The 26,733-nt window shown below is 75.7% G+C and carries 22 protein-coding genes and 1 tRNA gene; 14 read left to right on the top strand and 9 right to left on the bottom strand.

Annotated features, from left to right (window positions below; all coding sequences use genetic code 11):
• On the top strand, window positions 1–808 hold an 808-nt coding region (locus tag GYH36_RS15280; protein ID WP_162290283.1), incomplete at its 5' end, for a PD-(D/E)XK nuclease family protein.
• An 87-nt stretch (window positions 809–895) separates the two neighbouring features.
• On the opposite strand, the gene GYH36_RS15275 is transcribed toward GYH36_RS15280, so the two are convergent.
• Complete coding sequence (locus GYH36_RS15275; RefSeq protein ID WP_115942154.1) at window positions 896–1,816, bottom strand: phosphotransferase; 921 nt, start codon at window positions 1,814–1,816, stop codon at window positions 896–898.
• Between the two features lie 72 nt (window positions 1,817–1,888).
• On the opposite strand from GYH36_RS15275, the gene nudC reads away from it, so the two are divergent.
• Entirely contained in the window at window positions 1,889–2,986 is a 1,098-nt protein-coding gene (gene nudC / locus GYH36_RS15270) for an NAD(+) diphosphatase (RefSeq protein WP_312028665.1), read from the top strand.
• 81 nt (window positions 2,987–3,067) lie between these two features.
• On the opposite strand, the gene GYH36_RS15265 is transcribed toward nudC, so the two are convergent.
• Window positions 3,068–3,334 carry a mycoredoxin gene (locus GYH36_RS15265; RefSeq protein ID WP_024840460.1) on the bottom strand — a complete coding sequence of 89 codons (267 nt, stop codon included), beginning with the start codon at window positions 3,332–3,334 and terminating at the stop codon, window positions 3,068–3,070.
• 144 nt (window positions 3,335–3,478) lie between these two features.
• Here GYH36_RS15265 and GYH36_RS15260 point away from each other — a divergent pair, with 144 nt between their 5' ends.
• Complete coding sequence (locus GYH36_RS15260; protein WP_115942155.1) at window positions 3,479–5,533, top strand: ATP-dependent helicase; 2,055 nt, start codon at window positions 3,479–3,481, stop codon at window positions 5,531–5,533.
• 499 nt (window positions 5,534–6,032) lie between these two features.
• A complete protein-coding gene (locus tag GYH36_RS15255; RefSeq protein WP_115942156.1) occupies window positions 6,033–6,470 on the top strand; it encodes a WhiB family transcriptional regulator in 438 nt (145 codons plus the stop codon).
• Here the strand turns inward: GYH36_RS15255 and GYH36_RS15250 are convergent.
• Window positions 6,444–7,568, bottom strand: coding sequence for a ThiF family adenylyltransferase (locus tag GYH36_RS15250; RefSeq protein WP_162290282.1), 1,125 nt, complete (start codon window positions 7,566–7,568; stop codon window positions 6,444–6,446). The two genes, GYH36_RS15255 and GYH36_RS15250, sit on opposite strands and share 27 nt — an antisense overlap.
• A gap of 235 nt (window positions 7,569–7,803) precedes the next feature.
• Between GYH36_RS15250 and GYH36_RS15245 the strand changes: the two genes are divergently transcribed.
• The gene (locus GYH36_RS15245; RefSeq protein WP_312028664.1) at window positions 7,804–8,409 is read left to right on the top strand and encodes a YgjP-like metallopeptidase domain-containing protein; all 606 of its coding nucleotides are present in this window, start codon (window positions 7,804–7,806) and stop codon (window positions 8,407–8,409) included.
• 34 nt (window positions 8,410–8,443) lie between these two features.
• On the opposite strand, the gene GYH36_RS15240 is transcribed toward GYH36_RS15245, so the two are convergent.
• Window positions 8,444–9,943: a zinc-dependent metalloprotease gene (locus GYH36_RS15240; RefSeq protein ID WP_162290281.1), complete on the bottom strand. Its 1,500-nt coding sequence runs from the start codon at window positions 9,941–9,943 to the stop codon at window positions 8,444–8,446.
• A 153-nt stretch (window positions 9,944–10,096) separates the two neighbouring features.
• Between GYH36_RS15240 and GYH36_RS15235 the strand changes: the two genes are divergently transcribed.
• Together GYH36_RS15235 and GYH36_RS15230 are read left to right on the top strand one after the other, a co-directional pair.
• A complete protein-coding gene (locus GYH36_RS15235; protein ID WP_162290280.1) occupies window positions 10,097–11,134 on the top strand; it encodes a Rossmann-fold NAD(P)-binding domain-containing protein in 1,038 nt (345 codons plus the stop codon).
• 69 nt (window positions 11,135–11,203) lie between these two features.
• On the top strand, window positions 11,204–12,313 hold the full coding sequence (locus GYH36_RS15230) for a YlbL family protein (protein WP_024840467.1): 1,110 nt from the start codon (window positions 11,204–11,206) through the stop codon (window positions 12,311–12,313).
• A gap of 49 nt (window positions 12,314–12,362) precedes the next feature.
• Here GYH36_RS15230 and GYH36_RS15225 read toward each other — a convergent pair whose 3' ends face one another.
• Window positions 12,363–12,971, bottom strand: a complete 609-nt coding sequence (locus GYH36_RS15225; RefSeq protein ID WP_024840468.1) for a PPA1309 family protein — start codon at window positions 12,969–12,971, stop codon at window positions 12,363–12,365.
• 125 nt (window positions 12,972–13,096) lie between these two features.
• On the opposite strand from GYH36_RS15225, the gene GYH36_RS15220 reads away from it, so the two are divergent.
• The 3 genes from GYH36_RS15220 to GYH36_RS15210 all read left to right on the top strand — a co-directional run bounded on the left by GYH36_RS15220 (window position 13,097) and on the right by GYH36_RS15210 (window position 17,470).
• A complete protein-coding gene (locus GYH36_RS15220) occupies window positions 13,097–16,156 on the top strand; it encodes a UPF0182 family membrane protein (protein ID WP_162290279.1) in 3,060 nt (1,019 codons plus the stop codon).
• 119 nt (window positions 16,157–16,275) lie between these two features.
• A complete protein-coding gene (locus tag GYH36_RS15215) occupies window positions 16,276–17,334 on the top strand; it encodes an aldose 1-epimerase (protein WP_162290278.1) in 1,059 nt (352 codons plus the stop codon).
• A 62-nt stretch (window positions 17,335–17,396) separates the two neighbouring features.
• Window positions 17,397–17,470: transfer RNA gene (locus GYH36_RS15210), tRNA-Met, on the top strand.
• A gap of 93 nt (window positions 17,471–17,563) precedes the next feature.
• Here the strand turns inward: GYH36_RS15210 and GYH36_RS15205 are convergent.
• From GYH36_RS15205 to GYH36_RS15190, 4 genes are all read right to left on the bottom strand, one after another.
• Entirely contained in the window at window positions 17,564–18,361 is a 798-nt protein-coding gene (locus GYH36_RS15205; protein WP_115942186.1) for an alpha/beta fold hydrolase, read from the bottom strand.
• Between the two features lie 127 nt (window positions 18,362–18,488).
• Window positions 18,489–19,895, bottom strand: a complete 1,407-nt coding sequence (locus GYH36_RS15200; protein ID WP_162290277.1) for a dihydrolipoyl dehydrogenase family protein — start codon at window positions 19,893–19,895, stop codon at window positions 18,489–18,491.
• A gap of 5 nt (window positions 19,896–19,900) precedes the next feature.
• On the bottom strand, window positions 19,901–20,464 hold the full coding sequence (locus tag GYH36_RS15195; RefSeq protein ID WP_162290276.1) for a hypothetical protein: 564 nt from the start codon (window positions 20,462–20,464) through the stop codon (window positions 19,901–19,903).
• 311 nt (window positions 20,465–20,775) lie between these two features.
• The gene (locus GYH36_RS15190; protein ID WP_162290275.1) at window positions 20,776–23,487 is read right to left on the bottom strand and encodes a helix-turn-helix transcriptional regulator; all 2,712 of its coding nucleotides are present in this window, start codon (window positions 23,485–23,487) and stop codon (window positions 20,776–20,778) included.
• Between the two features lie 82 nt (window positions 23,488–23,569).
• On the opposite strand from GYH36_RS15190, the gene GYH36_RS15185 reads away from it, so the two are divergent.
• From GYH36_RS15185 to GYH36_RS15170, 4 genes are all read left to right on the top strand, one after another.
• Window positions 23,570–23,773 carry an EthD domain-containing protein gene (locus GYH36_RS15185; RefSeq protein ID WP_203231914.1) on the top strand — a complete coding sequence of 68 codons (204 nt, stop codon included), beginning with the start codon at window positions 23,570–23,572 and terminating at the stop codon, window positions 23,771–23,773.
• Window positions 23,774–23,965: 192 nt separating this feature from the next.
• Entirely contained in the window at window positions 23,966–24,850 is an 885-nt protein-coding gene (locus GYH36_RS15180; protein WP_024841024.1) for an ABC transporter substrate-binding protein, read from the top strand.
• Between the two features lie 5 nt (window positions 24,851–24,855).
• Window positions 24,856–25,806: an amino acid ABC transporter permease gene (locus GYH36_RS15175; protein ID WP_312028663.1), complete on the top strand. Its 951-nt coding sequence runs from the start codon at window positions 24,856–24,858 to the stop codon at window positions 25,804–25,806.
• The gene (locus GYH36_RS15170; protein WP_024841026.1) at window positions 25,803–26,606 is read left to right on the top strand and encodes an amino acid ABC transporter ATP-binding protein; all 804 of its coding nucleotides are present in this window, start codon (window positions 25,803–25,805) and stop codon (window positions 26,604–26,606) included. The genes GYH36_RS15175 and GYH36_RS15170 overlap by 4 nt, the downstream gene beginning before the upstream one ends.
• The last annotated feature ends 127 nt before the right edge of the window (window positions 26,607–26,733 follow it).

The following is a 26,733-nucleotide window of genomic DNA, read 5'->3' as shown; positions in this document are numbered from 1 at the left end:
GCTGGGTGGCGACGGTGCGCCGCGTGGCGGCGGTGCGCCGGGTGGCGACGGCGTGCCGGACGGTCGTGAGCCGGGCGGTGGTCCGGCAGGCCTGACGGCTCCGACGGGCGTGCTCGTCGACGGCGAGGGCCGCGACCTCGTCGCGCTCGCGCGGGTCCTGCTCGCGGAGCGCGCGGAGCGGTCGGGGCGCGAGGTCGAGCTGCCGCCGCACGTGTCGGCGTCGAGCCTCGTGCGGCTCGCGGCCGACCGCGACGAGTACGCGCTGCACCTGCGTCGCCCGGTCCCGGTCGAGCCCACCGTGCACGCCCGGCGCGGCACGAGGTTCCACCTGTGGGCCGAGCGCTACTTCACGACGTCGTCGCTGCTCGACGTCGAGGACCTCCCGGGCGCGGACGACGACGACCTCGACCCGGACGCCGACCTCGAGACGCTCCAGCGCACGTTCCTCGCGTCGGAGTGGGCCGCGCGCACGCCCGTCGCCGTCGAGGTCGACGTCGAGACGCCCGTGGGCGCCACCGTCCTGCGCTCGCGCATCGACGCGGTGTTCCCCGAGGAGCCCGAGCTCGCGGGCGGGGCGCACGACGCGGTCGTGGTGGTCGACTGGAAGACGGGCCGGGCACCGTCGGACGCCGCCGCGCGCAGCGTCCGCGAGGTGCAGCTCGCCGTCTACCGGCTGGCGTGGTCGCGCTGGACGGGCCTGCCGCTGGAGAAGGTCAACGCCGCGTTCTACTACGTCGCGTCCGACGAGACGGTGCGGCCGCGCCGGCTCCTCGGCGAGGCCGAGATCGAGGCTCTGCTCGCGGGCTGACGTGCCCGCGCGGCCGCAGCGCGGCTCGCGGGACCGCCGCGCTCCGCGGACCGCGGCAGCGGGACGACGGCGCCGAGCCCGGTCCGGTCAGTCGGCGTCGTCCTGCGTCGCCTCGTCGAGGTCGGCGAGCATGTCGAGCGCGTCGGCGACGACGTCGTCCAGACCGTGGCGCACGCCGTGCAGGAGCCAGCGCGCGAGCGCGAGCTCGCCCACGAGCAGCGCGCGGTCCACGAGGTGCTTGTCCGTGAGCTCGGTGCGCCGCAGCTGGTACGCCTCCATGACGGAGTCGATCGCCTCGGGCGGCGCGGAGACCAGCAGCCACGCGAGGTCGTCGGCCGGGTCGGCGACGCGTGCGCTCGCCCAGTCGGTCACCGCGACGACGCGGCCGCGCGCCACGAGCACCTGCTCGGGCCCGAGGTCGCCGTGCACGACGACCGGCTGGAAGCGCCACAGCGACACGTCCTCGAGCGCGGTCTCCCAACGCCGCAGGAGGTTCGGCGGCACCTTCCCCGTGGCCGCGGCCTCGTCGAGCTCGGCCATGCGGCGCGTGCGGTACTCCTCGACCTCGTACCCAGGCAGGCCGGCGTCGTCGACGATCGCGCGCGGCAGCTCGTGGACCGCCGCGATGACGCGACCCAGGTCGGCGGCGAGGCCGGGCCCGGGGCGCAGGGCGTCGACGTCGAGGGGCGTGCCCTCGAGCGCCGGCCCCACCACGGCGCGCCCGCCCTCGGGCAGCAGGGCGGTGCCGGCGACGCGCGGCACCGCGAACGACAGCACGCCGGACTCGGCGTAGTGCTGGAGCGAGGACAGGAGCTCGGCCTCGGCCTCGAGCGCCGCGCCGGCCTGGAGGCTGCGCGGGGCGCGCACGGTCCAGCGGCCGCCGTCGGCGTCGGTGACGATCGCGGTGTCGTAGTCGCCCGGGTCCTCGACGGGACGCGCGCTGCGGGCGTCCAGACCGGGCACGGCTGCGGTCGCGAGCGCGGCGAGGGTCAGCGGTGAGCGGGGCACGCGACCACGGTAGTCGGTCTCCGTGCACGCCCCGGGCGCCCCACGCCGTGCGGCGTGGCCTACGGTCGGGGGGTGACCACCCCAGCAGGCCGACCGCCGTCGGGCACGCCCGCCGCAGACCAGCCCGCCGCCGCGCCCACGCCCGCGGGCACCCGGCCGCCCGGCCCGGACCTCCCGCGCACCACGCTGCGCGACCTCCCCCTCCCGCTCGACGGCGCGGTCGTCGACCGCGCGGCGCACCGCCGCGCCGAGCCGGGCCTCGTGCGGACGCTGCGCGCGCAGCCGACGACGCGCGTCCTGCTCGTGCACCGCGGCCGCCTCGCGCTCGCGGGCCCGACCCCGGCGGACGGCGTCGCGCTCCTCGGGCCGACGGACGTCGCCGCGGTGGACCCGGTGACCGACGACGAGCACGCGCGCTGGCTCTTCCTCGGGGAGGACGGCGGCGTCGCGTACGTCGCGCTCGTGCTGCCCGACGACGCGGACGCGGAGGAGGTCGACATCGAGGGCGTGGACGCGTCCGACCCGTTCGCCGTCCTCGCGCGCGAGCGGCACTGGTCGGGTCTGCGCGAGCTCGTCGGCGGGCTCGGCGCCCCGCTCGCGGGGCTCGCGACCGAGGCGGTCGCGCTCGCGGCATGGCACGCGAACCACACGCGGTGCCCGCGCTGTGGGGGCCGCACCACGGTGGAGAACGGCGGCTGGACGCGCCGCTGCGTGGCCCAGGGGATCGAGCTCTACCCGCGCACCGACCCGGCGGTCATCATGACGGTCCTGCACGGCGAGGGGGACGACGAGCGCCTGCTCCTCGGGCACGCGGCCCACTGGCCCGAGCGGCGGTTCTCGACGCTCGCGGGCTACGTCGAGCCGGGGGAGTCGCTGGAGAGCGCGGTACGGCGAGAGGTCGCGGAGGAGGTGGGCGTCGTCGTCGGCGACGTCGCCTACCGCGGGAGCCAGCCCTGGCCCTTCCCGGCGTCGCTCATGCTCGGGTTCGCGGCGCGCGCGCTGACGACGGAGCTGCGCCCCGACGGCGTCGAGCTCACCGACGCGCGCTGGTTCACGCGCGCCGGGCTGGCCGAGGCCGTGCGCGCGGGCGACGTGCTGCTGCCTGGGCGGGCGTCCATCGCGCGCGCTCTCGTCGAGGACTGGTTCGGCGGTCGCCTGCCCGACGCGTGACGGCCGCCCCTGACGCACGACGGCCGCCCCGGACGCGCGCGGGGCCGGCCCGGACGTCCGGACCGGCCCCGCGGTGGCGCGTCAGGCGGCGAGGCGCTGCTTGACCTCGGCGAGCGACGGGTTCGTCGCGGCGGAGCCGTCCGGGAAGACGACGGTCGGCACCGTGCGGTTGCCGTCGTTGACCGACTCGACGAACTCGGCGGTGCCGGGCGTCTCCTCGATGTTCACCTCGGTGTAGCCGATGCCCTCGGAGTCGAGCTGCGTCTTGAGGCGGCGGCAGTACCCGCACCAGCTCGTCGAGTACATGACGATCGAGCCGGGGTCGGGAAGGGTCGGGGAGGTGGGCATCGAGGCTCTCCTGTGCGGGTCCGTGCGGCGGTTGCCGCGGGCGATCGGTCGTGACGGTAACACCGGCGGCCTCCGCGCTGTTCCCGCGGGTGCGTCGTCCCCACCGCCCCGCGCGTGTCACCGGGGCCTGAGAGAATCGCGGTGATGTCCACGCCACCGGTCTCACGCCCGCCGTCCCTCCGCTCCGCCGACGAGATCCTCGACGCGCTCGACCCGGACCAGCGCGACGTCGCCGTCGCGCTGCGCGGTCCCGTGTGCGTCCTGGCCGGGGCCGGGACGGGCAAGACGCGCGCGATCACGCACCGGATCGCCTACGGGGTGCGCACCGGCGTGTACGTGCCGACGAGCGTGCTCGCCGTGACGTTCACCGCGCGCGCGGCGGGGGAGATGCGCACGCGCCTGCGCGAGCTCGGCGCGACGGGCGTGCAGGCGCGCACGTTCCACGCCGCCGCGCTGCGCCAGCTCGGCTACTTCTGGCCCAAGGTCGTCGGGGGCGCGCCGCCGCGCATCCTCGAGCACAAGGCCCCGGTGATCGCGGAGTCGGCCCGCCGGCTCGGCGTCGGCGTCGACCGCGTCGCGGTACGCGACCTCTCGTCGGAGGTCGAGTGGGCCAAGGTCTCGCTCGTCACGGCCGACGACTACGTCCGCGCGTGCGAGGCGATCGACCGCGAGCCGCCCGCGGGCTACGACCACCAGACGGTCGCGCGTCTCATCACGGCGTACGAGGACGTCAAGACGGAGCGGTCGGTCATCGACTTCGAGGACGTGCTCCTCATGCTGGGGGACATGCTCGCGACGCAGGGCGGGGTCGCGGACGAGGTGCGGCGCCAGTACCGCCACTTCGTCGTCGACGAGTACCAGGACGTCTCACCGCTCCAGCAGTTCGTGCTCGACCAGTGGCTCGGCGGTCGCGACGAGCTGTGCGTCGTGGGCGACCCGTCGCAGACGATCTACTCGTTCACGGGCGCGACCCCGCACCACCTCCTGACGTTCCAGCGCACCCACCCGAACGCCCAGGTCATCCGGCTCGTGCGCGACTACCGCTCGACGCCGCAGGTGGTGAACCTCGCGAACCAGCTCCTCGCGCGCGCGGGTCGCGCGGGCGGGGCGCACCAGGCGCTCGAGCTCGTCGCGCAGCGCCCGGCCGGACCGCCCGTCGCGTTCACGGCGTACGACGACGACGAGGCCGAGGCGACCGGGATCGCCCAGCGGATCTCGCGCCTGCTCGCGGCGGGCACCCGGGCGAGCGAGATCGCGGTCCTCTACCGGACGAACGCGCAGTCGGAGGCGTTCGAGTCCGCGCTCGCCGACGCGGGCATCGGCTACCTCGTCCGCGGTGGGGAGCGGTTCTTCCAGCGCAAGGAGGTGCGAGACGCGATCGTGCTGCTGCGCGGTGCCGCGCGCTCCGCGGACCCGGACGTGCCGATGCCCGAGACGGTGCGCGACGTCCTCGCCGCCGCGGGCTGGGCGCCCGAGCCGCCCGCGGCGCGCGGCGCGGCGCGCGAGCGCTGGGAGTCGACGCAGGCGCTCGTCGCGCTCGCGGACGACCTCGCCGCGCTCGCCGCGGCGTCGGACGCTCCCGCACCGACGGTCGCGGCGTTCGTCGCCGAGCTCGACGAGCGGGCCTCCGCGCAGCATGCGCCCACGGTGGAGGGCGTGACGCTCGCGTCGCTCCACGCGGCCAAGGGCCTCGAGTGGGACGCGGTGTTCCTCGCGGGCATGAGCGAGGGGCTCATGCCGATCTCGCTCGCCGAGACCGACGAGGCGGTCGCGGAGGAGCGTCGCCTCCTGTACGTCGGCATCACCCGGGCGCGCGAGCACCTGGAGCTCTCGTTCGCGCGGTCGCGGAACCCGGGCGGCCGGGCCACGCGCCGTCGCACACGCTTCCTCGACGGCCTGTGGCCGGAGGAGCCGGGCGCGCACGGCCCGCGCCGGTCGCGCAGCGGGCAGGCGAAGGTGCGGCTCACGGGCGAGTACGACCAGGAGCTGTTCGAGAGCCTGCGCGAGTGGCGCCGCCAGGTCGCGCAGGAGACGGACAAGCCGGCGTTCACGGTGCTCGTCGACACGACGCTCGCGGCGATCGCGGAGACCCGGCCGACCAGCACCGCGGCGCTCGCCCGGATCAGCGGGCTCGGGCCCGCCAAGATCGAGCGGTACGGCGCGACGATCCTCGACATCGTGAGCCGCGCGGAGCGTTGAGGTACCGCCGGTCCCGGCGTCCGGAGGGGCCCGCGAGAACTCGTCGAAAAAAGTCTCGTAAATAAGTTGTGCGCCCTGCGAGGCGCGTCATATGGTCGACGAGTCCTGTTGGAGAGGGGCGCGCCGGGAGGTGCGCTCCGAACGGAGAGAGGGGGTGGGAAAGCTGATGAAGAACCAGATCGCCATGGCGAACCTGCTGGATAACGCGTCCGTGTGCACGGGCACGCCAGGAGGACTCCGTCCGCGTGCAGCCGCGCTCCGCGGCGGCATTCTCGTCACCCGCCCCGCTCCCGACTCCGCCTCCAGGACACGACTGGTCTGACCGACCAGAACCTTCCAGGCCGCGGAGTCCGTCTCGGACCCGTGGCCTTCGTGTTCTCCGAGCACGTCTGCCGATGAGGATCACCGGCGTCTCCCGTCAGCATCGACGGGACCGCTGTCCTCAGGGTCCTGTGACGACGACGTTCACACCCACGACAGGACATCACTGGAGGACATCGTGCGGCTCACCGCGCTGCTCGACAACATCACTGCCCAGGGCGGATCCGGCCCCTGGGTACCCCACCAACCGCTGGCCACCCCGCTGGGCGAGAAGGACTCCGCGGAGTTCGACCGTCTCCTCGCAGGCCTGCTGCCCTGCCGCACCAACGACCCGGAGCTCTGGTTCGCCGAGCGCACCGCCGAGGTCGAGGAGGCCAAGGCCCTGTGCCGCACGTGCCCCCTCGTCGAGGGCTGCCTCGCCGGCGCGGTCGAGCGCCGCGAGCCCTGGGGCGTCTGGGGCGGCGAGGTCTTCGTGGACGGCGTCGTCGTCGCGCGCAAGCGCGGCCGCGGCCGTCCGAGCAAGGCCGAGGTGCTCGCCCGGGAGGCCGAGCGCCAGGCGCAGGAGGCCGCTCGGGCCGAGGCCGAGGCGTCAGTCGGCGCCTCGACGGCGGCCTGACATGCGCGTCGGCGCCCCGTCCGGGGGCGTGCGCGCCAGCTCGCCGCACCCGCACCGCGGGTGGCGGCTCGTCTCGCGCAGCCGCGGCACGGCATCGGGAGCAGGGATCTCGATGCACGCCGTGGCTGCGCGGGGCACGAGCCCGTCCAGGGCTGCCAGGACCTGACCGAGCGCCGCCGCCGCGGCCGACGCGGCGAGCAACGACTCCTCGCCGGCCGGCAGGGACCGACCCCGCAGCTGTCGCGCGAGCTGCGGCCAGCACGGGTCGACGTCCGCCCGGTGCATCTCCACGCACGTCAGGCACGGGTCGACGCCCGGCCGCACGAACGGCCCGACGACCACGTCGGCCTCGCGCACCACGACCGACAGGTGCGCCACCCCCTCACCCAGGAGCCGTGCGACCCGTCCCGGGTCCGCCGCACCGTGCTCCACCACGACGACGACGTCCGGCGGGGGAGCCCCGTGCCTCACCGTCCCAGCACCCGTCCCCGCCACGACCGCCGTCTCCGGCACGACCGCGGTCACGACGCCCGGTGCGACCTCCCCGACCAACCGCTGCACCGCCGTCGCGCGCACGGACCCGACGTCCCGCAGCCGGTACGCCCCGACACCGACGTCGGTCGTGAGGACCGCGCCCGGGTCGTCGAGCACGAGCGTGCCCACCCCGGCCGTCGCGAGGTGCACGGCGAGCGCGGCGCCGAGGCGGCCGAGCCCGACCACCGCGACCGTCGCGCGCGAGCGCGCCGCGAGGACGCGGTGCCCCGCGCCGTCCGCGCGCAGCGCCGAGAGGACGGCCAGCTCCGCCTCGCCGTTCCCCGGTGCGGGCGAGTCCGGGCGCTTGCGGCGCGCCGGGACGAGGAGGTGCGCCTCGTCGAGCAGCCGCACGAGCGCCGCACGCCGCCCCGAGGTCGTCGTCGTGGGCTCCTCGACGGTGCCGCGCCGTGCGGACGGGGACGCGAGGCCGCGCAGCCACGCCTCGTCGTCGGGGTCGAGGCCCGCGAGCCGGACGGACCACCGCGGGTCCGTCCCGACCTGGACCTCGCCGGGAGCGCGCCGCAGGAGCGGTGCGTCGGGTCGCAGCACGCGTCGTCGCTGCACGGGTCCTCCGGCGGTGGGGTCGGTCGACGACCGTGCGGCCGTCCGGGCCAGCGTGGCACGGCGTGCCACGGCGCCGAGCGTTGTCCACAGGCGCGGCCGGGATGACGTCCCGGCGGTGCTTCCTTGACCCGGACCACAGCACCGGACGCCGTTTCCTCGACCGAACGACGCGGGAAAGCGCGCCGCGCGGCGTGGGGCACTGCCGTTTCGTGGCGAGAACCACTACGGTCTGAGCGTGGTCCGGGAGACGATCGTGGAGGTTCGGCGCAGCCGCCGACGCAAGAGCACGGTGAGCGCCTACCGCGACGGCGAGCGCACGATCGTCGCGATCCCTGCGCGGTTCACGCGCGCGCAGGAGCGCGAGTGGGTCCAGCGCATGCTCGACCGGCTGGCCGACTCCGAGCGTCGTCGCCGGCCGTCGGACGCCGAGCTCGAACGGCGCGCGGCCGAGCTCTCGGAGAAGTACCTCGACGGGCGCGCCCACCCGACGAGCGTGCGGTGGTCGAGCAACCAGGACCGGCGCTGGGGCTCGTGCACGCTCATCGACGGGACGATCCGCATCTCGACCCGGGTGCGCGGCATGCCGCCGTGGGTGCTCGACTACGTGCTGCTGCACGAGCTCGCGCACCTGCTGCACGCGGGTCACGGGCCGGGCTTCTGGAAGCTGCTCGAGCCCTACCCGCGCACGGACCGGGCGCGCGGCTTCCTCGAGGGCGTGTCGTTCGCGCGCGACGCCGAGGTCGAGCCCGACGACGCGGACGTCGAGACGCGCGGGACCGACGTCGAGCCGAGCCGCGTCGAGGCGGACGCCGCGGACGACGCTCCCCACGGCGCTCGCTGACGGCGAGCAGCCGCCGCCCGTCGACCCGCGCTCGTCAGCGCGTGGCGCCGCCCTCGTCCGCCGCGCCGCCGTCGTCCGGCCCGTCCTCCGACCCGCCCTCCGCGGCGCGGAAGATCTCCTCGAGCGCGCGGTCGACGTCGGCCTCCTCGGCGCGCGTCGCCGCGCGCCGTCCCTCGTAGCCCGCGGGGTCGTCGAGGTCGGTCGCGTCCGGCAGGAGGTCGGGGTGGTCCCAGACGCCGTCGCGCGCGGCCGAGCCGGACTGCGCGGCGATGAGCGCCCACAGCGCGGCCGCGTCGCGCGAGCGGCGCGGGCGCAGCTCGAGCCCGACGAGGCTCGCGAACGTGTGCTCGGCGGGGCCGCCCGCCGCGCGCCGGCGCCGTAGCATCTCGCGCAGCGGCACCGCGTGGGGCAGGTGGGGGAGCGCCGCGGTCGCGGTGACCTCGTCGACCCAGCCCTCGACGAGCGCGAGCGTCGTCTCCAGCCGCAGGAGCGTGGCCTGCTGCTCGGGCGTGTTCTGGAGCCCGAAGACGCCGCCGGACAGCGCGCGCTGGAGGGCGTCGGTGTCCGCGAGGTCGACGTCGGCGAGCTGGGACTCCAGGGCGGACAGGTCGATCGTGATGCCGCGCGCGTAGGCGTCGACGAGGCCGCGCAGGTGCCCGCGCAGCCACGAGACGTGCGTGAACAGGCGCGCGTGGGCGGCCTCCCGCAGCGCGAGGAAGAGGCGCACCTCCTCGGCGGGGGCGTCGAGACCCTCGGCGAACGCCTCGACGTTCGTGGGGAGCAGGACCGTCGCGGGGCGGTCGAGCAGCGGCAGCCCGACGTCGGTCGCGCCGAAGACCTCGCGCGAGAGCGTGCCCGCGGCCTGGCCGACCTGCATGCCGAAGACCGCGGACCCGAGGCGCCGCATGAGCGCGGCGGGGTCGCCGCCGGGCAGGCCGGTCGCGCCCGCCGGGAGGCCGGGAAGCGTGAACCCGACGCCCGGGAGGGCGCCCGGCTCGTCGCCCAGGCCCTCGGGGAGCTGGTCGCGCAGCACGGTCGCGAGCGCGTCCGCGACGGACGACGCGACGGGCGCGACGAGCTCGTTCCACGCGGGGAGCGTGTGCTCGACCCACTCGGAGCGGCTCCACGCGTGGCTCTTCCCGCCCGACGGCGGGAGGTCGGTGACGGCGTCGAGCCAGAGCTCGGCGACGGACAGCGCGTCGGTGGCCGCGCGCTGCTGCGCCGCGGTGACGGACGGGTCGCCCTCCGCGACCGCGACCTGGCGCGCGACGTCGTGCGAGACGTCGGTGTTCACGGGGCCGTCGCTCGGGGTCGACAGCAGCCGCTGGACCTGCGCGAGCACGTGCTGGAAGAGCTGGGGGTCGGCCGCGCCGCCCGCGGCGAGCGACTGCGGGTCGAGGCCGCGGGCACGCAGCTCGCGCAGGGCCTCGTCCGCGTCGGGGCCGAGCATCGAGCGGAGCAGCTCCTCGAACCGCGGGTCGAAGGGCGCGTCGTCGTCCGGTCCGGGCGTGCGGTCGGGGGGAAGGCTGCTCATGGCGACTCCTCACGGTAGCGTCGGTGATCACCGTAACCACGATCGAGCGCCGAGAACGGGGGCTGAGGCATGTCCGAGGGCCGGGTTCGCTCACGGCGCAGCGACGCACCCGGCGACGGGGGACCACCCCCCGCCGGCGCGGGGGACGGCCCCGTGGTGGAGGCGGACGGAGCCGTGCCCGCGGCGGTCTCGGGCGGTGCGCAGGACGACCCGCCCGTGGTCGTCGGCGTCGGCCAGGTCGCGGACGCGGTCCGCGCGGGCCTCGGCGCGCCCGAGGCCTCGCCCGTCGACCCCGGCGGCTGGCCGGACGGCGCGCGCCGGCTGGTCGTCGTCGCGCCCGCGGGCGAGTTCGGCGCCCCGACCGCGCGGACCGACGCCGAGCAGCGGGCGCGCCTCGCGCTCCTCGGCCGCCGCGCCGGGGAGGCCGCGGTCGCGGCGGGGATCGAGCACGTGGTCGCCGTGACGTCCGCCGCCGTGCACGGGGCCACACCGGGCCGCGACGTGATCGACGACGACGACCCGGTCGTGCGCGACGAGGGCCCCGGCTTCGCGGGCGACCTCGTCGCGTTCGAGGACGCGCTGGGCGAGGCGCTCGGCGCGGTGCCGCTCGCGGTGGTGCGGCCAGCCGTCGTCGTGGGCCCGGGCGTGGACACCGTGCTCACGCGGCACTTCGAGGCGCCGCGGCTCCTCACGGTGCGTGGCGGAGGGCGCACGTGGCAGCTCGTGCACGTCGAGGACGTGGTGTCCGCGGTGCGCGTCGCGCTCGACCGCGGGCTCGTCGGGGGCCTGACCGCCGGGCCGCTGCGCGACGGCGAGCCCGACGCGCTCGACTCGGAGACCGTGGCCGCGGCGGCCGGGATGCGCACGGTCCAGCTCCCGCCCGCCACGGCGTTCGGCGCCGCCGAGCGCCTGCACCGCGTGGGCGTCCTGCCGTCCCCGGCGAACGACCTCGCGTTCGTCGTGCACCCGTGGTCGGTCTCGGCCCGGCGCCTGCACGACGCCGGGTGGTCGCCGGCGTGGTCGGGCGCGGCCGCGCTCGAGGTGCTCCTCGCGGAGGTACGCGGCCGCGTGGGCGTCGGCGGACGTCGGTTCGGGGGTCGGGACGCGGCCGCGATCGGGGCCGCGGGCGCCGCGGTCGCCGTCCTCGGGACCGCGGCCGTGTGGCGCCAGGCGCGCTCGCGGCGCCCCTGACGGCGGCACGCTCGCCCCTGGGCGTGGTCGCCGCAGGGAGATCCCAGCAACCTCGGGGATGATGTCCCGGTGAGCGACGCCCCCTCCTTCGACGCCCTCCTCGCCGAGGACGAGCACGTGCCGCCCCCCGTGACCCGGCGGTCCCTGACGTTCGGCATCTCCCTGCTCGCGACGACGCTGCTCGTCGCGGGTCTCGCCGTGCTGCCCGCGCCGTACGCGGTGCGCTCCCCGGGGCCCACGGAGGACACGCTCGGGGAGCAGGACGGGACGCCCCTCATCTCGATCACGGGCGCCGAGACGTTCGACTCCACCGGCGAGCTGCTCCTGACGACGGTCTCCGTCGCGGGCGGCCCCGGCTACCCGGTGAACGTCGGGCAGGTCGTGCAGGGCTGGTTCGACCGGTCGCGCAGCGTGCGCCCCGTCGAGGAGGTCTTCCCGACCGGCCGCACCAAGGAGGAGACCGAGCAGCAGGGCCAGGCCGAGATGATCTCCTCCCAGGAGAACGCCACGGTCGCCGCGCTCACCGAGCTCGGCTACGAGGTACCGGCCACGCTCACCGTCGAGGCGGCCGTCCCCGGCAGCGGGTCCGACGGCGTCGTCGAGCCCGGGGACGTCATCGTCGCGCTCGACGGCTCGCCCGTCCCGACGTACCAGGACCTCATCGACGGTCTCGCCGCGGTCGACCCCGGCGACGACGTGACGCTCGGCGTCCTGCGCGACGGCACGGCCACCGACCTCACGGTGACGACGACGGACGGCGGCGACACCGCGCTGCTCGGCGTGTACATCGACCCGGCGTTCGACTTCCCGGTCGACGTCTCGATCCAGATCGAGGACATCGGCGGCCCGAGCGCGGGCACGATGTTCGCGCTCGGCATCGTCGACCAGCTCACGCCCGAGGACGAGGCGAACGGCGTCGTCATCGCGGGCACGGGCACGATGAGCGTCGAGGGCGACGTGGGCCCGATCGGCGGGATCCAGCAGAAGCTGTACGGCGCGCTGCGCGACGGCGCGACGTGGTTCCTCGCGCCGCAGGCCAACTGCCCCGAGGTCGTGGGCAACGTTCCGGACGGCCTGCACGTCGCGGCCGTCTCGACGCTCGCGGACGCGCGCGCCGCGATGACGGCGATCGGCGCGGGGAACGGCGACTCCCTCCCCACGTGCGAGGCGCGGGACTGACGTCGGGCGCGCGCCGGGCGCGCCGTCGCTGCCCCCGGGCGGGGGTCGGTCAGTCCTCGAGCGTGGCGCGCAGCGCCGTGACGAGGCCGGGGACGAGGTCGGGCCCGCCCGCGACGTCGGTCGCCGCGTCGTGCGCCCGGGAACGCACCGCGCACCACGACGAGCCGTCGCGCAGCACGCCGACCGCGAGGCGCACGTCCTGGCGGTCCGGGTGGGACGTGAGGTAGTCGAGCGCGGCGTCGGGGTCCTCCGGGACGTCCTCCTCGGCGGCCGGCGGCAGGACGATGCGCTCGACGACGAGCGCGGCGCCGTCGACGGTCGGCGGCCACGCGACGCGCGCGAGCCCGTCCTCGAGGTCGCCGTCCACGGCGAAGCCCTCCTGCTCGATCGACAGCAGGTGGTGCGGGTCCGCGCCCGACGCGGCGACGACGTCGGACGGGAGCCGGTCGGCGAGCGTCGGGTCCGCCGCGAGCGCGCCGGCCGTCATGACGAGCGCGAAGAGGCGCGGCGGGGCGTCCCAGCCGGCGTCCGCGGCGTGCGCCTCGACCTCGTGGACCGCGAGCGCGAGCGCGTGGCGGGGCGTCGGGCCGCCCGGAGCGACGGGGTCGGGTCCGGGTGCGGAGGCGGGCGTGGGCGCGGCGTCGTCAGGCTGGGGCATGCCCCCATCGTCCCCCATGCGCCGGGAGAGCCCCCACGGAGCCGCGGGCCGTGGGAACCTTGGGGGAGGACCGGGCGTTGACCCCGGTGCACGCCCGAGCCACGACCCGAAGAGGTATACCCACCGTGTCATTCGCCGCAGCGCCCCGCCGGCCGTCCCCCGGGGGCCGGCCCGCCCGGCGCCGGAGCCCGATCGGCATCGCGATCGCCGTCGTCGGCGCCCTCGTCGTCCTCCTGCTCCTGCTCGCCCAGTTCTGGACCGAGGTGCTCTGGTTCCAGCAGCTCGACTTCGCGAACGTCCTGTGGACGCAGTGGGGCGCCCGCATCGCCCTGTTCGTCGCGGGCTTCCTCGTCATGGGCGGGCTCGTCTTCCTGTCGTTCTCGCTCGCGTACCGGTCGCGGCCGATCTACGCGCCCTCGACGCCCGAGCAGGCGACGCTCGACCAGTACCGCGAGGCGATCGAGCCGCTGCGCAAGGTCGTCATGGTCGTCGCGCCGGCGCTCGTCGGCTTCTTCGCGGGCGCCGCCGCGGCGTCGCAGTGGCAGACGGTCCTCCTCGCGCTCAACGCGGTGCCGTTCGGCACGACGGACCCGCAGTGGGGCATCGACCTGTCGTTCTACGTCTTCACGCTGCCGCTGCTGCGGTTCGTCGTGAGCTTCCTCATGGCGGTCGTCATCATCTCGGGCATCGCCGCCGTCGCGACGCACTACCTGTACGGCGGTCTGCGCATCGGCGGCGGGGCGGACGCCGGGCCGCGCACGACGACGGCCGCGCGCGTGCAGCTCTCCGTGATCGCCGCGCTGCTCCTCGTGCTCATCGCGGCGAACTACTGGCTCGACCGCTACTCGATCCTCACGTCGGGCGGCGCGAAGTTCGACGGCGCGTCCTACGCCGACGTGCACGCGGTCATCCCCTCGAAGGCGATCCTCACGGTCGTGGCGCTGTTCGTCGCCGCGCTGTTCGTCGTCACCGCGGTCCGCGGAAACTGGCGCCTGCCCGCGATCGGCGTCGGCCTCATGGTCGTCTCCGCCATCGCCATCGGTGGCATCTACCCGAGCGTCGTGCAGCGCTTCCAGGTCACGCCGAACGCGCAGGACTTCGAGGAGGAGTACATCCAGCGCAACATCGACGCGACCAAGGCCGCCTACGGCATCGACGACGTCCAGACCGAGCAGTACAACGCCAAGACCGAGGCCGAGGCGGGCGCGCTGCGCGAGGACGCCGACACCACCGCGTCGATCCGCCTGCTCGACCCGGAGATCGTCAGCCCGTCGTTCAGCCAGCTCCAGCAGAACAAGCAGTACTACCAGTTCTCGCCGTCGCTGTCGGTGGACCGCTACACGATCGAGGACGAGAGCCGCGACACCGTCATCGCGGTCCGCGAGCTCAACCAGGACGGCCTCGGCGCCGACCAGCGCAACTGGGTCAACGACCACACGGTCTACACCCACGGCTTCGGCGTCGTCGCGGCGTACGGCAACCAGATCGGCCCGGACGGCCGGCCCGCGTTCTACGAGGGCTCGATCCCGTCGACGGGCGCGTTCACCGACGCCGGCGGCTACGAGCCGCGGATCTACTTCTCGCCCGAGGCGCCGCAGTACTCGATCGTGGGCGCGCCCGAGGGTCGCGAACCGTGGGAGCTCGACTACCCGGTCGACGACGAGGGCGGGCAGGTCAACAACACGTTCCCCACGCAGGAGATCGCGGCGGGCCCGAGCGTCGGCACGTTCCTCAACAAGGTGCTGTACGCGCTGAAGTTCGGGTCCGAGCAGATCCTGTTCTCCGACCGCGTCACGGAGGACTCGCAGATCCTCTACGACCGCAGCCCGCGCGACCGCGTCGCGAAGGTCGCGCCGTACCTCACGCTCGACGGCCGCGTGTACCCCGCGGTCGTGGACCGCCGTGTGAAGTGGATCGTCGACGGCTACACGACGTCGAACGCGTACCCGTACTCGACGTCGGAGTCCCTGGACGAGTCGACGGCCGACTCGCTCGTCGCGGCGAACTCGGTCGAGGCGCTCGCGCCCCAGCAGATCAACTACATCCGCAACTCGGTCAAGGCGACCGTCGATGCGTACGACGGGTCGGTCGACCTGTACGCGTGGGACGCCGAGGACCCGCTCCTGCAGGCGTGGACGAAGGTCTTCCCGAGCACGGTGCAGCCGATGTCGGAGATCTCCGGCGACCTCATGAGCCACCTGCGCTACCCCGAGGACCTGTTCAAGGTGCAGCGCACGCTGCTCGCGAGCTACCACGTGGACGACGCGAACGAGTTCTTCTCGGGCCAGGACTTCTGGCGCAGCCCGGAGGACCCGACGGCGAGCGGCCAGGTCAAGCCGCTGCAGCCGCCGTACTACCTCACGCTGCAGATGCCGAGCCAGGACGCCCCGACGTTCTCGCTCATGTCGACGTACATCCCGGGCGGCGGTTCCGACCGCAACATCCTCACGGGCTTCCTCGCGGTGGACGCGGAGCCGGGCAGCGAGGCGGGTGTGCGCTCCGAGGACTACGGGACGCTGCGCCTCCTCGAGCTCCCGCGCAACGCGACCGTGCCCGGCCCGGGTCAGGTGCAGAACAACTTCAACACCGACCCGACCGCGGCGGACGGCCTGCTCGCGCTGCGCCGTGGTGACTCCACGGTCATCAACGGCAACCTCCTCACCCTCCCGGTGGGCGGCGGCCTCCTGTACGTCCAGCCGGTCTACGTGCAGTCGACCGAGGGCACGCGGTTCCCTCTGCTGCGCAAGGTGCTCGTGTCGTTCGGCGACGAGATCGGCTTCGCGGACACGCTCGACGAGGCGCTGGACCAGGTGTTCGGCGGCGACTCGGGCGCGAACGCGGGCGACGCGGACGGCGGGGTCGAGACCGAGGTCCCGGACCAGCCGGCCGACGGCGAGACGGCCGACCCCGGCACGACCGACCCCGGCACGACCGACCCGGACGCGGGCGAGCCGGACGCCGAGCAGCCGGCGCCGCCGGCGGACGGCGGCACGGTCGACGGCGGCGCTCGCGCCGAGCTCGACCAGGCGCTGCGCCAGGCGCAGCAGGCCATCGAGGCGGGCGAGGCCGCGCTCGCGGAGGGCGACTTCGCGGCGTACGGCGAGGCGCAGGACCGCCTGCGGCAGGCGCTCGAGGCGGCGCTCGCGGCCGAGCAGCGGCTCGACACCGAGTCGTCGGGCGGCTGACGGACGGTCGCGCGCGCGACGTACCGCCACGGACGGGCGGGGACACCGACGGGTGTCCCCGCCCGTCCGTCGTGCGGCGGGTTTGTCATTTCCTCCGGCGGACGGGAGGATCGCTCCTCGTGACCTCTGCAACGGTTTGCAGCAACGCTTTCAGCGCGGCGGGCGACGCGGCGGGCGACGTGACCCCCGCCGTCCCCGCGGCGCGCCTGCGCCACCCCTCCGGCGCCGAGCTCGTGGTCGCGCTGCGCGGCGCCGCGGTGCTCGCGTGGCGCGCCCCGTGGCGCGGCGCGGACGGGACCGTACGGGTCGAGGACCTCGTCGACGGGTACACCGACGAGGTGGAGGTCGCGACGCACGACGCCGCGCGCTCGGCGCTCATGGCGCCGTTCGTCAACCGCCTCGCGGGCGGCGCCTACACCTTCGACGGGGTCCGGCACGAGGTGCCCCCGGTGCTGCCGTGGGAGCCGGTGACCATGCACGGGTTCGCGCGCACGCTCGACTGGGCGGTCGTCGAGCCCGGCCCCCGCTCGGCGCGACCCGCCGGGCCCCCGGACGCCGGGGCCACGCCCGTCGCCGTCACGCTGCGCGCCGCCGTCGCGGCGGACGCGCACGCGGGCTACCCGTTCGCGCTCGAGCTCGAGGTGGACTACGTGCTCGGGGCCGCGTCGCTCGACGTCGTGCTCCGCGCACGCAACGTCGGCCCGACGGCGGCGCCGGTCGCGCTCGGGTGGCACCCGTACCTGCGCGTGCCGGGGCACGCGAGCGTCGACGGCCTCGAGCTCACCGTGCCCGCCCGCCGCGCCGTGGTGACCGACGTCGGCCTGCTCCCGCTCGCCGGCCCGTCCGCCCTGGAGGAGATCGACGGCGTCGGCCCGCTGCCCCTCGCGGGCGTGCGCCTCGACCACGCGTTCGGGGGCCTGCGCCCGGACGCCGACGGCCGGGCCCGCACGCTCGTGCGCGACCCGGCGACGGGGCAGGGCCTCGCGCTCTGGCAGGACCGCGGCCTCGTGCACGTCTACACGGGGGACGGCCTGGGGCGGCGGGCGCGCGCGGCGGTGGCCGTCGAGCCGGTCGAGACGCTCACCGACGCCTTCAACCGCCCCGACTGCGCGGCAGACGTGCGGCTCGAGCCCGGGGCCGTGCGCACGTTCGCGTTCGGGGTCGAGGTGCTGGAGTGATCCACGTCTCGCTCACCCGATTTGGCCTGGTCCGGAACGTCCCGTAGAGTAGTGATCACCGACGCGGGGTGGAGCAGCTCGGTAGCTCGCTGGGCTCATAACCCAGAGGTCGCAGGTTCAAATCCTGCCCCCGCTACGAAAGATGTCGCAGGACATCACGAAGGCCCGGACCACGGAAACGTGGTCCGGGCCTTCCTCGTTCCGGCCGGTGGGGCAGCGGGGTCGCTCGTCACCGGGTGCTGCGGGCGGCGTCCTCGATCAGGCGCGCGACCGCGACCGGGTGGCTGACCATGACGGCGTGCGAGCCGTTGACCTCCTCCGTGTACGCGCCGGCCCGCTCGGACATCCAGCGCTGCACCTCCGGGTCGATCGCGTGGTCCTTGCGCGTGACGAGGCTCCACGACGGGATCGTGCGGAACGCCTCACCGACGCTGGCGTCGGTCACCGCGCGCGTGTTGGCGGGTCGCTGGACCACGGCCAGGTCGGCGGCCGTCTCCTTGTCCACGTCGTTGGCGAAGAACTCCCGGAACCGGGCCGGGTCGATCGCCACCTCGACGCCGTCCGGTACGGGGGTCGAGACGAGCGGGATCGCGGGGGAGGTCTTGGCGGCCAGGTCGCCCACGGTCTCGCCGGCGGTGGGGATGAACGCGGCGACGTAGACCAGCGCCTTGACGTCCGGGTTCGACGCGGCGGCGTTCGTGATCACGGCACCGCCGTAGGAGTGGCCCACGAGCACGACGGGGCCGTCGATGGTGGACAGGTAGCTGGAGACGTACGCCGAGTCGCCCGTCAGGCCCTGGAGCGGGTTCGCGAGGGCCTGGACGGGGTACCCGTCCTTGCGCAGCCGCTCGATCACGGGTGACCAGCTCGACGAGTCCGCCCACGCCCCGTGGACGAGGACGACGGTCGGCTTCGGCTGCGGGGTCGGGGGTCCCCCGACGGCCGAGGCCGTGAGGGTGGGGCTGATGACGCCGAGCACGGTGAGAGCGCTGGCGAGGGCTGCGGGGATACGAAGACGCAGACGCATGACAATTCCTCCGAGGGGTTGGTGTTGCGGTGGTCGCCGCTCCCGGCGGCCGTCCCGGGGCTCATGCCCCGGGGCGGCGCCGAGCGCGGTGTTCTGTGGTGCCGTCCTGCCTGCCGGCAGGCGGTCGTCAGCTCGGCCGGCCGTAGCTCTCGAGCAGGCGGAGCCAGATCTCGCTGATCGTGGGGTAGGCGGGGACGGCGTGCCAGAGCCGGTCGACGGGGACCTCCCCGACGATCGCGACGGTCGCCGCGTGCAGGAGCTCCGCGACGTCTCGGCCGACGAAGGTCGCGCCGACCACGACCTGGCGGTCGGCGTCGACGACGAGCAGGGCGCGGCCCGTGTAGTCGTCGGCCTCCAGCGCGGCGCCGGCGACGGAGCCGAGGTCGTGCTCGACCGTGCGGACGGCGAGCCCGCTCTCGCGCGCCCGGGCCTCGGTGAGCCCCACACTCGCGACGGCGGGATCGGTGAACACGACGCGGGGCACCGCGGCGCGGTCCGCGGTCGCAGCGTGCGCGCCCCACGGGCCGTCGTCGAGGGGCGTCCCGCGCAGCCGCGCGGCGATCGCCTCCCCGGCGGCGCGCGCCTGGTACTTGCCCTGGTGGGTGAGCAGCGCGCGCCCGTTGACGTCCCCGACGGCGTACAGCCAGTCGGTGCCCTCGACTCGCAGGGTCTCGTCGACCCGGAGCGCACCGGAGAGCCCCAGCGCGTCGAGGCCGAGGTCGCCGGTGCTCGGGCGGCGCCCGGTCGCCACGAGGATCTCCTCGCCCTCGACCACGCGGCCGTCGTCGAGCGTGACGGTCACGACGCCGTCGGCCCGACGGTCGACGCGCGTCGGCGTGACGTGGAGGCGCACGTCGACGCCGTCCGCCGCGAGGGCGCCGGCGAGGTGCTCGCCCGCGAAGGGCTCCTCGCGGTCCAGCAGCCCGGAGACGGACAGGAGGGTCACGCGCGAGCCGAGCGAGGCGTACGCCTGGGCGAGCTCGACGCCGGCCACGCCCCCGCCGAGGACGACGAGGCGCGGCGGTACGTGGTCCGCGGACGTGGCGTCCCGGGTGCCCCACGGGGCGGCGTCCGCCAGGCCGGCGACCGGCGGGACCACCGGCACCGTGCCGGTGGCGAGCGCCACCGCCCGGGCCGTGAGGACCCGCTCGCCGACCTGCACGGCGCGTGGCCCGACGACCCGGCCGCGTCCGCGGACGAGGTCGATGCCCGCGGACGCGAGCCAGGCGGCCTGGCCGTCGTCCGCCCACCCGTCCGTGAACGACGTGCGCCGGGCGAGCACCGCGGCGGCGTCGAGACTGCCGGTGACCGCCTCGCGGGCGCCCGCCACCCGGCGGGCGGCCCGCAGGGCGTGCCCGCTGCGCAGCAGCGCCTTGGACGGCATGCAGGCCCAGTACGAGCACTCGCCCCCGACGAGCTCGGACTCGACGACGGCCGCACGCAGCCCGCGCCGGGTCGCGTAGTCGGCGACGTTCTCGCCGACGGGTCCGGCGCCGACGACGACCAGGTCGTAGTCGTAGGTCGTGGTGTCCATGACGCTCATGACTCCTTCTCCCGCAGGACGCGGCCGAGCCGGAGGGCGGAGACGAGGAAGAAGATCCCGCCGAGGGCCGCGTAGCCGGCGGTCCCGGCGATCGTCTCCGTGCCCTGGAGGCCCTGGGCGAGGAACGCGCCGCCCACGACGACCGAGAGGCCGCCGCTGAGCATCTGGGCGACCTGCCCGCCCGTGCGGCGGTTACGGACGGCGGCGACGAGCTGCGGGACGCCCGCGCCGATCGCCCAGACGCCCCAGACGGCGAGGGCTGCGCCGAGGGACTGGGTCGACGCGACGCCGAGCGCGACGGCGACGGCGACGCTGACCACGACGTTCACCCGTTCCGCGACCGTGGACCGCGCGGTGCCCGGGGTGACGCGCACCTGCCACAGCACGGCGGCGGCGTCGACCAGCGGGTAGACGACGAGCAGGGTCGTCAGCCACGGCCCGGCCGCGGTCGCGGTGGTGAGGACCAGGGCCGCCCAGACGAGGGCGACGACGAAGCGGGTGAGGTACAGGCGGCGCAGGGCCGCGCCGAAGGTCGTGGGGATCGTGGTGGTCGTCGTCATGCTGCCCTCACGAGTCCGGTCGTGGTCGGGACCGGGGCGGAGGGGCGACGGCGCGGGGCCGTCGTCGCGCGCAGGGTCGCGGTGGTCATGGTGGTCTCCCTTCCGTGGCGCCGGACGGGCGGTCCGTGGCGCCGGTTCGTACAGGAGACGTTCGCTCGCGTCGGGTCCCGGTCGAATCCGTGAGGTGCCCGGTCAGCACCCCGGCACGACGCACCCCCGGCGTGCCGGGCACCGGCGCCGGGCACGCCGGGGCGCCCTGCCGGGGGGACGCGGAGGGTCGCCGTCGGCCGGGGTGCGGGGCCGCCGTCGCCCTACGGCGTGGAGGAGCGGTCCAAGGCGCGCGCGAGCTCGGTGCGCGACGCGATGCCGAGCTTCGCGAAGACCTTGTGCAGGTGGTACTCGACCGTGCGGGGGCTGAGGAACAGCCGGGTGCCGATCTCGGGGTTGGAGAGGCCGTCGCGGGCCAGCCGGACGATCTGCGCCTCGCGCTTCGTGAGCTCGGTGCGCGCGTCGACCGCGCGGCGGCGTGCGGTCTCCCCGGTGGCTTCCAGCTCCTGGCGCGCCCGCTCGGTGAACGCCTCGAGGCCCATCGAGCAGAACAGGTCGTAGGCGGTCCGGAGCTCGTGGCGCGCGTCGAGTCGCCGGCGCGCGCGCCGCAGCCACTCTCCGTAGAGGAGGTGGGCGCGCGCCAGGTCCACGCGCACCGGCGTGCGGCGCAGGCGGGAGATCGCCTCGCGGTGGTGCGTCTCGGCGTCGTCGCCGGCCACGAGCGCGCGCGAGCGGGCCTCGACGCCGAGGGCCCAGTCGGTGCCGGACGCGGCGGTCCGCTCCGCGAGCCGCTCCAGGCCGTCGCGGGCGCGATCGTGCTCGCGGCAGCGGACCGCCGCCTCGACGAGCTCGACGAGGGCCCAGTTGTACCAGGCGAGGGCGTCCTCGTTCGCCGACGCCCGCTCGCCCGCCGCGAGCGCCAGGTCGTGCCGCCCGAGCCCGTTGTAGAGGATCGCTCGCGCCGTGTGGCCGGCGATCAGGACCATCCCCTCGCCCCGCGCCCGGGACGCCTCGACGGAGGACTCGATCGTCGCCGTCGCCTCGGCCTCGCGCCCGCGCCACGCCGCCTGCAGCATCGACCCGTACGGGAGGTGGACCACGCCCGTCGCGTCGGCGGCGGCGTCCATCTCCTCGCTCAGCGACGCGACGGCGTCGAGCTCGCCGGCCAGGACCCGGGGCGCGAGCTGGAAGGCGAGCCCCACCGGCAGGGCGCGCAGCGCGCCGGTGCCGCGCGCGAGCCGGACGGTGCGGTCGGCGAGCTCCGTCCACGCCTCGTGGTCCCACAGCAGGGACGCGACGCGGCACGCGAGCCAGTCCCAGCGGAGGGCGTCCTCGTCGGTGGTGGTCGCCCGGAAGTCCTCGAGCGCACGCGCCAGGCGCGGCGCCGCGGCCGGGTAGCCGTCGGTCGCGAGGAGGGTCATGGCGTCGAGGAGGAGGTCCCGGGCGCGCGGTGGACCGGCGGGGGACGGCGCCCGCCGGGCTGCCTCCGCGACGCCCAGGACTCCGCCCGCGACGGCTCGACCGGCGAACTGGGCGGCGGCGAGCGCCTCGAGGTAGGTGTCTCGTGCGAGCGGCACGTCGAACGGCTCGAGCCGGCGGGCGGCGTGCAGGAGCAGGGGCGGGGCGTCGTCCCCGCGGCTGCGGGCGTGGACGATCTCGGCGCGCAGGAGGTCGACGCGGGCCGCCTGGGCGCCGGTCAGCGGCGCGGCCTGCGTGGCGGCGAGGAGGCGGAGCGCCTCGTCCGGGTCGCCGGCGAGGTCGTGGGCCTCGGCCGCGGCGAGCGCGCGGGACGCCCGGGCGGCCGGGTCGGGCGTGAGGACGGTGGCGCGGTCGAGGAACGCGGCCGCGGCGGCGTACCCGCCCCGGGCCTGTGCGTGGGCGGCCGACCGCTCGAGCTCTGCGGCCACGTCCTCGTCGGGGCCCGCGGTCGCCTGCGCCAGGTGCCACGCCCGGCGGTCGGCGTCGACCGCCGGGTCGGTCACCGTGGCGAGCGCGTGGTGGACCTCGCGACGCTCCTCCACCCCGGCCGAGCGGTAGACGGCCGAGCGGGCGAGGGGGTGGCGGAACGACACCCGGGTCGTCGTCCAGCGGAGCAGGTCCGAGAGCGCCGCGGGGTCGGCGGCGTCGGGGGACACGCGGAGCACCTCGGCCGCGCGCCACAGCAGGGCGGCGTCGCCGAGGGGTTCGGCGGCCGCCACGAGCGCGAGGCGGCGCTGGCCGGGGGACAGCCGGTCGAGCCGGCGCCGGAAGCTGTCCTCGATCCGGGCGGTCAGGCCACCCGGGTGGTCCGCGCCCAGGCCGGCGGCCAGCTGCGCGTGCGTGAGCCCGCGCGGCAGCTCGAGGATCGCCAGCGGGTTCCCGCGTGTCTCGGCGACGATCCGGTCCCGCACCCGCGGGTCGAGCGGCCCGCGGACGACCGAGTCGAGCAGCGCCTGCGCGTCGGCGGCCGGGAGCCCGCCGACCGCCATCTCGGGGATTCCCGCGAGCGTCGGGTCGGGCTCGGCGCCGCGGCGGCCGAACACGAGGGCGACCGACTCCGTCGCCAGACGGCGCGCGACGAACCCGAGGACCTGGGCCGACGCGTGGTCGAGCCACTGCGCGTCGTCGACGAGGCACACGAGGGGCCCCTCGGACGCCGCCTCCGCGAGCAGCCCGAGCACCGCGAGCCCGAGCAGGAAGCGGTCTGGGGCGGGGCCGTCCTGCAGCCCGAAGGCCGTGCGCAGCGCGTCCGACTGCGGGCCCGGGAGGGCGTCCAGGTGGCCGAGCAGGGGTGCGCACAGCTGGTGCAGCGTCGCGAACGCCAGCTCGGCCTCCGCCTGGACGCCCGTCGCGCGGACCACGCGGCACCCGGACGCGGCGTCGGCCACGTGCTCCAGGAGGGCGGACTTCCCGACGCCCGCCTCGCCGGCGACGACCAGGGCCCGGCTCCGCCCCTCGCGCACGTCGCCCAGCAACCGCTCGAAGATCACGATCATCTTCGACAACCCGGTCGACCCGGAGGCGTTCGAGGCCGCCTACCCCGACCTGCTCGACCGCGCCCGCAAGGTCCCGGGGGTCGTGCACCGGGAGGCGTCGAAGGTCTGGCCGAAGGAGGACGGCAGCCCGACCCCGGCGTACCGCATGATCGACCTGTACTTCCCCGACTACGACGCGGCGAGCGCGGCCGTGGGCACGCCCGAGATGCAGGCGTTCCTCCCGCGCGCGTTCGAGCTCGCGACCGGGGGAGCGAGGGCGGTCTTCGCCGACGTCGAGGAGTCCTGAGCCTCCTCACGGACGCTTCCGTGCCCGGGCCCGACCGCGCGTCGGGGCCGGGCACGGCGTCGTCCGCGTCCGTGCTGTGACACGACCCACGTCGTCGCGGGCAGGCGCGGGGAGTGCCGCGGACACGACCGGCGTTATCGTCAGTGGCCGGCGCCCACCTTCCCCGGGGCGCCCGACACCCGGAAGGTCACCATGCGCCGTCTGCGTCCCCGTCCCGCCGTCCTCGCCGCCGTCACGGCGGTGTCCGCCCTCGCGCTCGCGGCCTGCTCGTCCGGCGGCACCGGCTCCGGCGACGCGGCCGACCCGACCGGCGGCCCGTCGTCGGGCGACGCCGCGCAGTGCGAGCCCGGCGCGCTGCCCACGCTGACCGACGGCGTGCTCACCGTGGGCGCGGGCGAGGCGTACTCGCCGTGGTACGTCCGCGAGCACGACTCGGGCGAGGGCTTCGAGTCGGCGCTGATCTACGCGGTCGCGGACCGCCTCGGCTACGCGCCCGAGGACGTCGTGTGGGAGACGGTGACGTTCGAGCAGATCATCAGCCCGGCCGTGAAGCCGTTCGACGTCGCCGCGTACCAGACCTCGATCACCGACGAGCGCAAGCAGGCCGTCGACTTCTCGAGCCCCTACCTCACCACGCGCCAGGGCGTCATCGTCATGGAGGACGGCCCGTACGCGGGCGCGACGACGCTCGCCGAGCTCGACGGCGCGCGCATCGGCGTCACCGCCGCGCAGACGAGCCTCACGCTCGCCGAGGCCGCGTGGGGCGAGGACGCGGACATCTCGCCGTACAACGCCGCGGGCGACGGCATGCAGGCCCTGCAGTCGGGCACGATCGACGCGATGGTCATGGACGTCGACCAGGGCGTCGCCGCGTCGACCGAGTACTTCCCGGACTCCGTGGTCATCGGCACGCTGCCGGACGAGGGCGTCGTCGAGCAGTACGGGCTCGTGCTCGACCTCGGGTCGGAGCTCACCGACTGCGTCTCGCAGGCGGTCGACGACCTCGAGGCCGACGGCACGCTCGCGGAGCTGCGCACGACGTGGCTCAAGTCGGACGACATCCCCGTCCTCGACTGACGGCCGTGACCGTGCCCGACGACCGGCCCGCGGGGGCGGCGCCCGACGACCGCCCCCGCGGGCGCGGCACGGACCCCCGCGTCCCCGTGGACGCGTGGACGCCGTCGCCGCTCGCGCTCGACCGGGCGGCGTTCCGGCGCGCGCAGCGTCGTCGCTCGCTGCTCGTCGCGCTCGTCAGCACGGTGCTCGTCGTGACGGCGGTCGTGCTCGTCGTGGTCAACGCGCCCGGCTGGGAGCGCGCGCGGACCGCGTTCTTCGACCCCGCGATGGCGTGGGAGTCGCTGCCCGCGATCCTCGAGGGGCTGTGGCTCAACCTGCGCGTGTGGGTCGTCGCGGGCGTCGTCGGCACCCTCCTCGGCCTCGGGCTCGCCGTCGCGCGCACGAGCCGCGTGCCGGCGCTGTTCCCGCTGCGCGCGTTCGCGATCGGGTACGTGGACCTGTTCCGCGGGGTCCCGCTGCTGCTCGTGCTGCTGCTCGTCGGCTTCGGGCTGCCCGCGCTGCGCCTGGAGTGGCTGCCGACGTCGGGTGCGTTCCTCGGGGCGCTCGCGATCGTGCTCACCTACACCGCGTACCTCGCGGAGGTGTTCCGCGCGGGCATCGAGTCGGTGCACCCCTCGCAGGTCGCCGCCGCGCGCTCGCTCGGCCTGACGCGCGCCCAGACGACGCGCCGCGTCGTGCTGCCGCAGGCGGTGCGCAACGTCACGGCGCCGCTCGCGAACAACCTCGTCTCGCTGCAGAAGGACTCGGGCCTCATCTCCGTGCTCGGTGCGGTCGACGCGATCCGCGCGGCGCAGATCGCGACGACGGGCAGCTACAACTTCACGCCCTACGTCGTCGCGGGGATCCTGTTCTTCCTCGTGTCGTTCCCGCTGACGCGCGCGGTCGACGCGTACCAGGCGCGCCGCGGCTGGGGTCGGTCGCTCGCGACCGTGAGCGGGGCGGGGGACATCCGATGAGCGGGGTCGTCCTGCCCTCCGGCGCGACCCCGCAGGACGCGGGCGCGGACCACCTGCTGTCCCTGCGGGGCGTGCGCAAGACCTACCCGGCGGCGGGCGCTCCGGGCGGGCGGCGCGTCGTGCTCGACGGCATCGACCTCGACGTCGACGCGCACCGGTGCGTCGTGCTCGTGGGATCGTCGGGTTCAGGCAAGTCCACGCTCCTGCGCGTGGTCAACCTCCTCGACGAGGTCGACGACGGGCAGATCCTGCTCGACGGCGAGGACGTCGCGGACCCGCGCCTCGACGCCAACCGGGTCCGAGCCCGCATGGGCATGGTCTTCCAGGCGTACAACCTCTTCCCGCACCTCACCGTGCTCGACAACGTGACGCTCGCGCCGCGCCTCGTGCACCGGCGCTCGCGTGCCGAGGCGGAGGGGGCGGCCGTCGAGATGCTCGGCCGGGTCGGCCTGGGGCACAAGGTGACCGCGTACCCCGACCAGCTCTCGGGCGGCGAGCAGCAGCGCGCCGCGATCGCGCGCGCCCTCGTCAACGGGCCCGAGCTGCTGCTGCTCGACGAGGTCACGTCGGCCCTCGACCCGGAGCTCGTCGGCGAGGTTCTCGACCTGCTCGCCGAGCTGCGCGCCGAGGGCCGCACGATGCTCGTCGCGACGCACGAGATGGGCTTCGCGCGCCGCGTCGCGGACGAGGTCTGCTTCCTCCACGAGGGCCGCGTCCACGAGCGAGGCACGCCCGAGCAGGTGCTCGGCGACCCGCAGCGCGAGCGCACGCGCGCGTTCCTCCGCCGCCTCCACGCCTGACCCCGCACCCCGCCGAACACGGGGTTGGGGTTGGTTTTTTGAGCACGAAGACAACACACCCCCGCGGGGGCCCCCCCCCCCGCGGGGGGGACCCCCGGGGAGCGAGGGCGGGGGAACGTGGGGGGCG

The organism is Cellulosimicrobium composti, assembly GCF_010287905.1.
GTDB classification, from domain to species: Bacteria; Actinomycetota; Actinomycetes; order Actinomycetales; family Cellulomonadaceae; genus Cellulosimicrobium; species Cellulosimicrobium composti.
The sequence above is the reverse complement of the archived record's forward strand: the minus strand, read 5'-3'. Positions and strand labels throughout refer to the sequence as shown.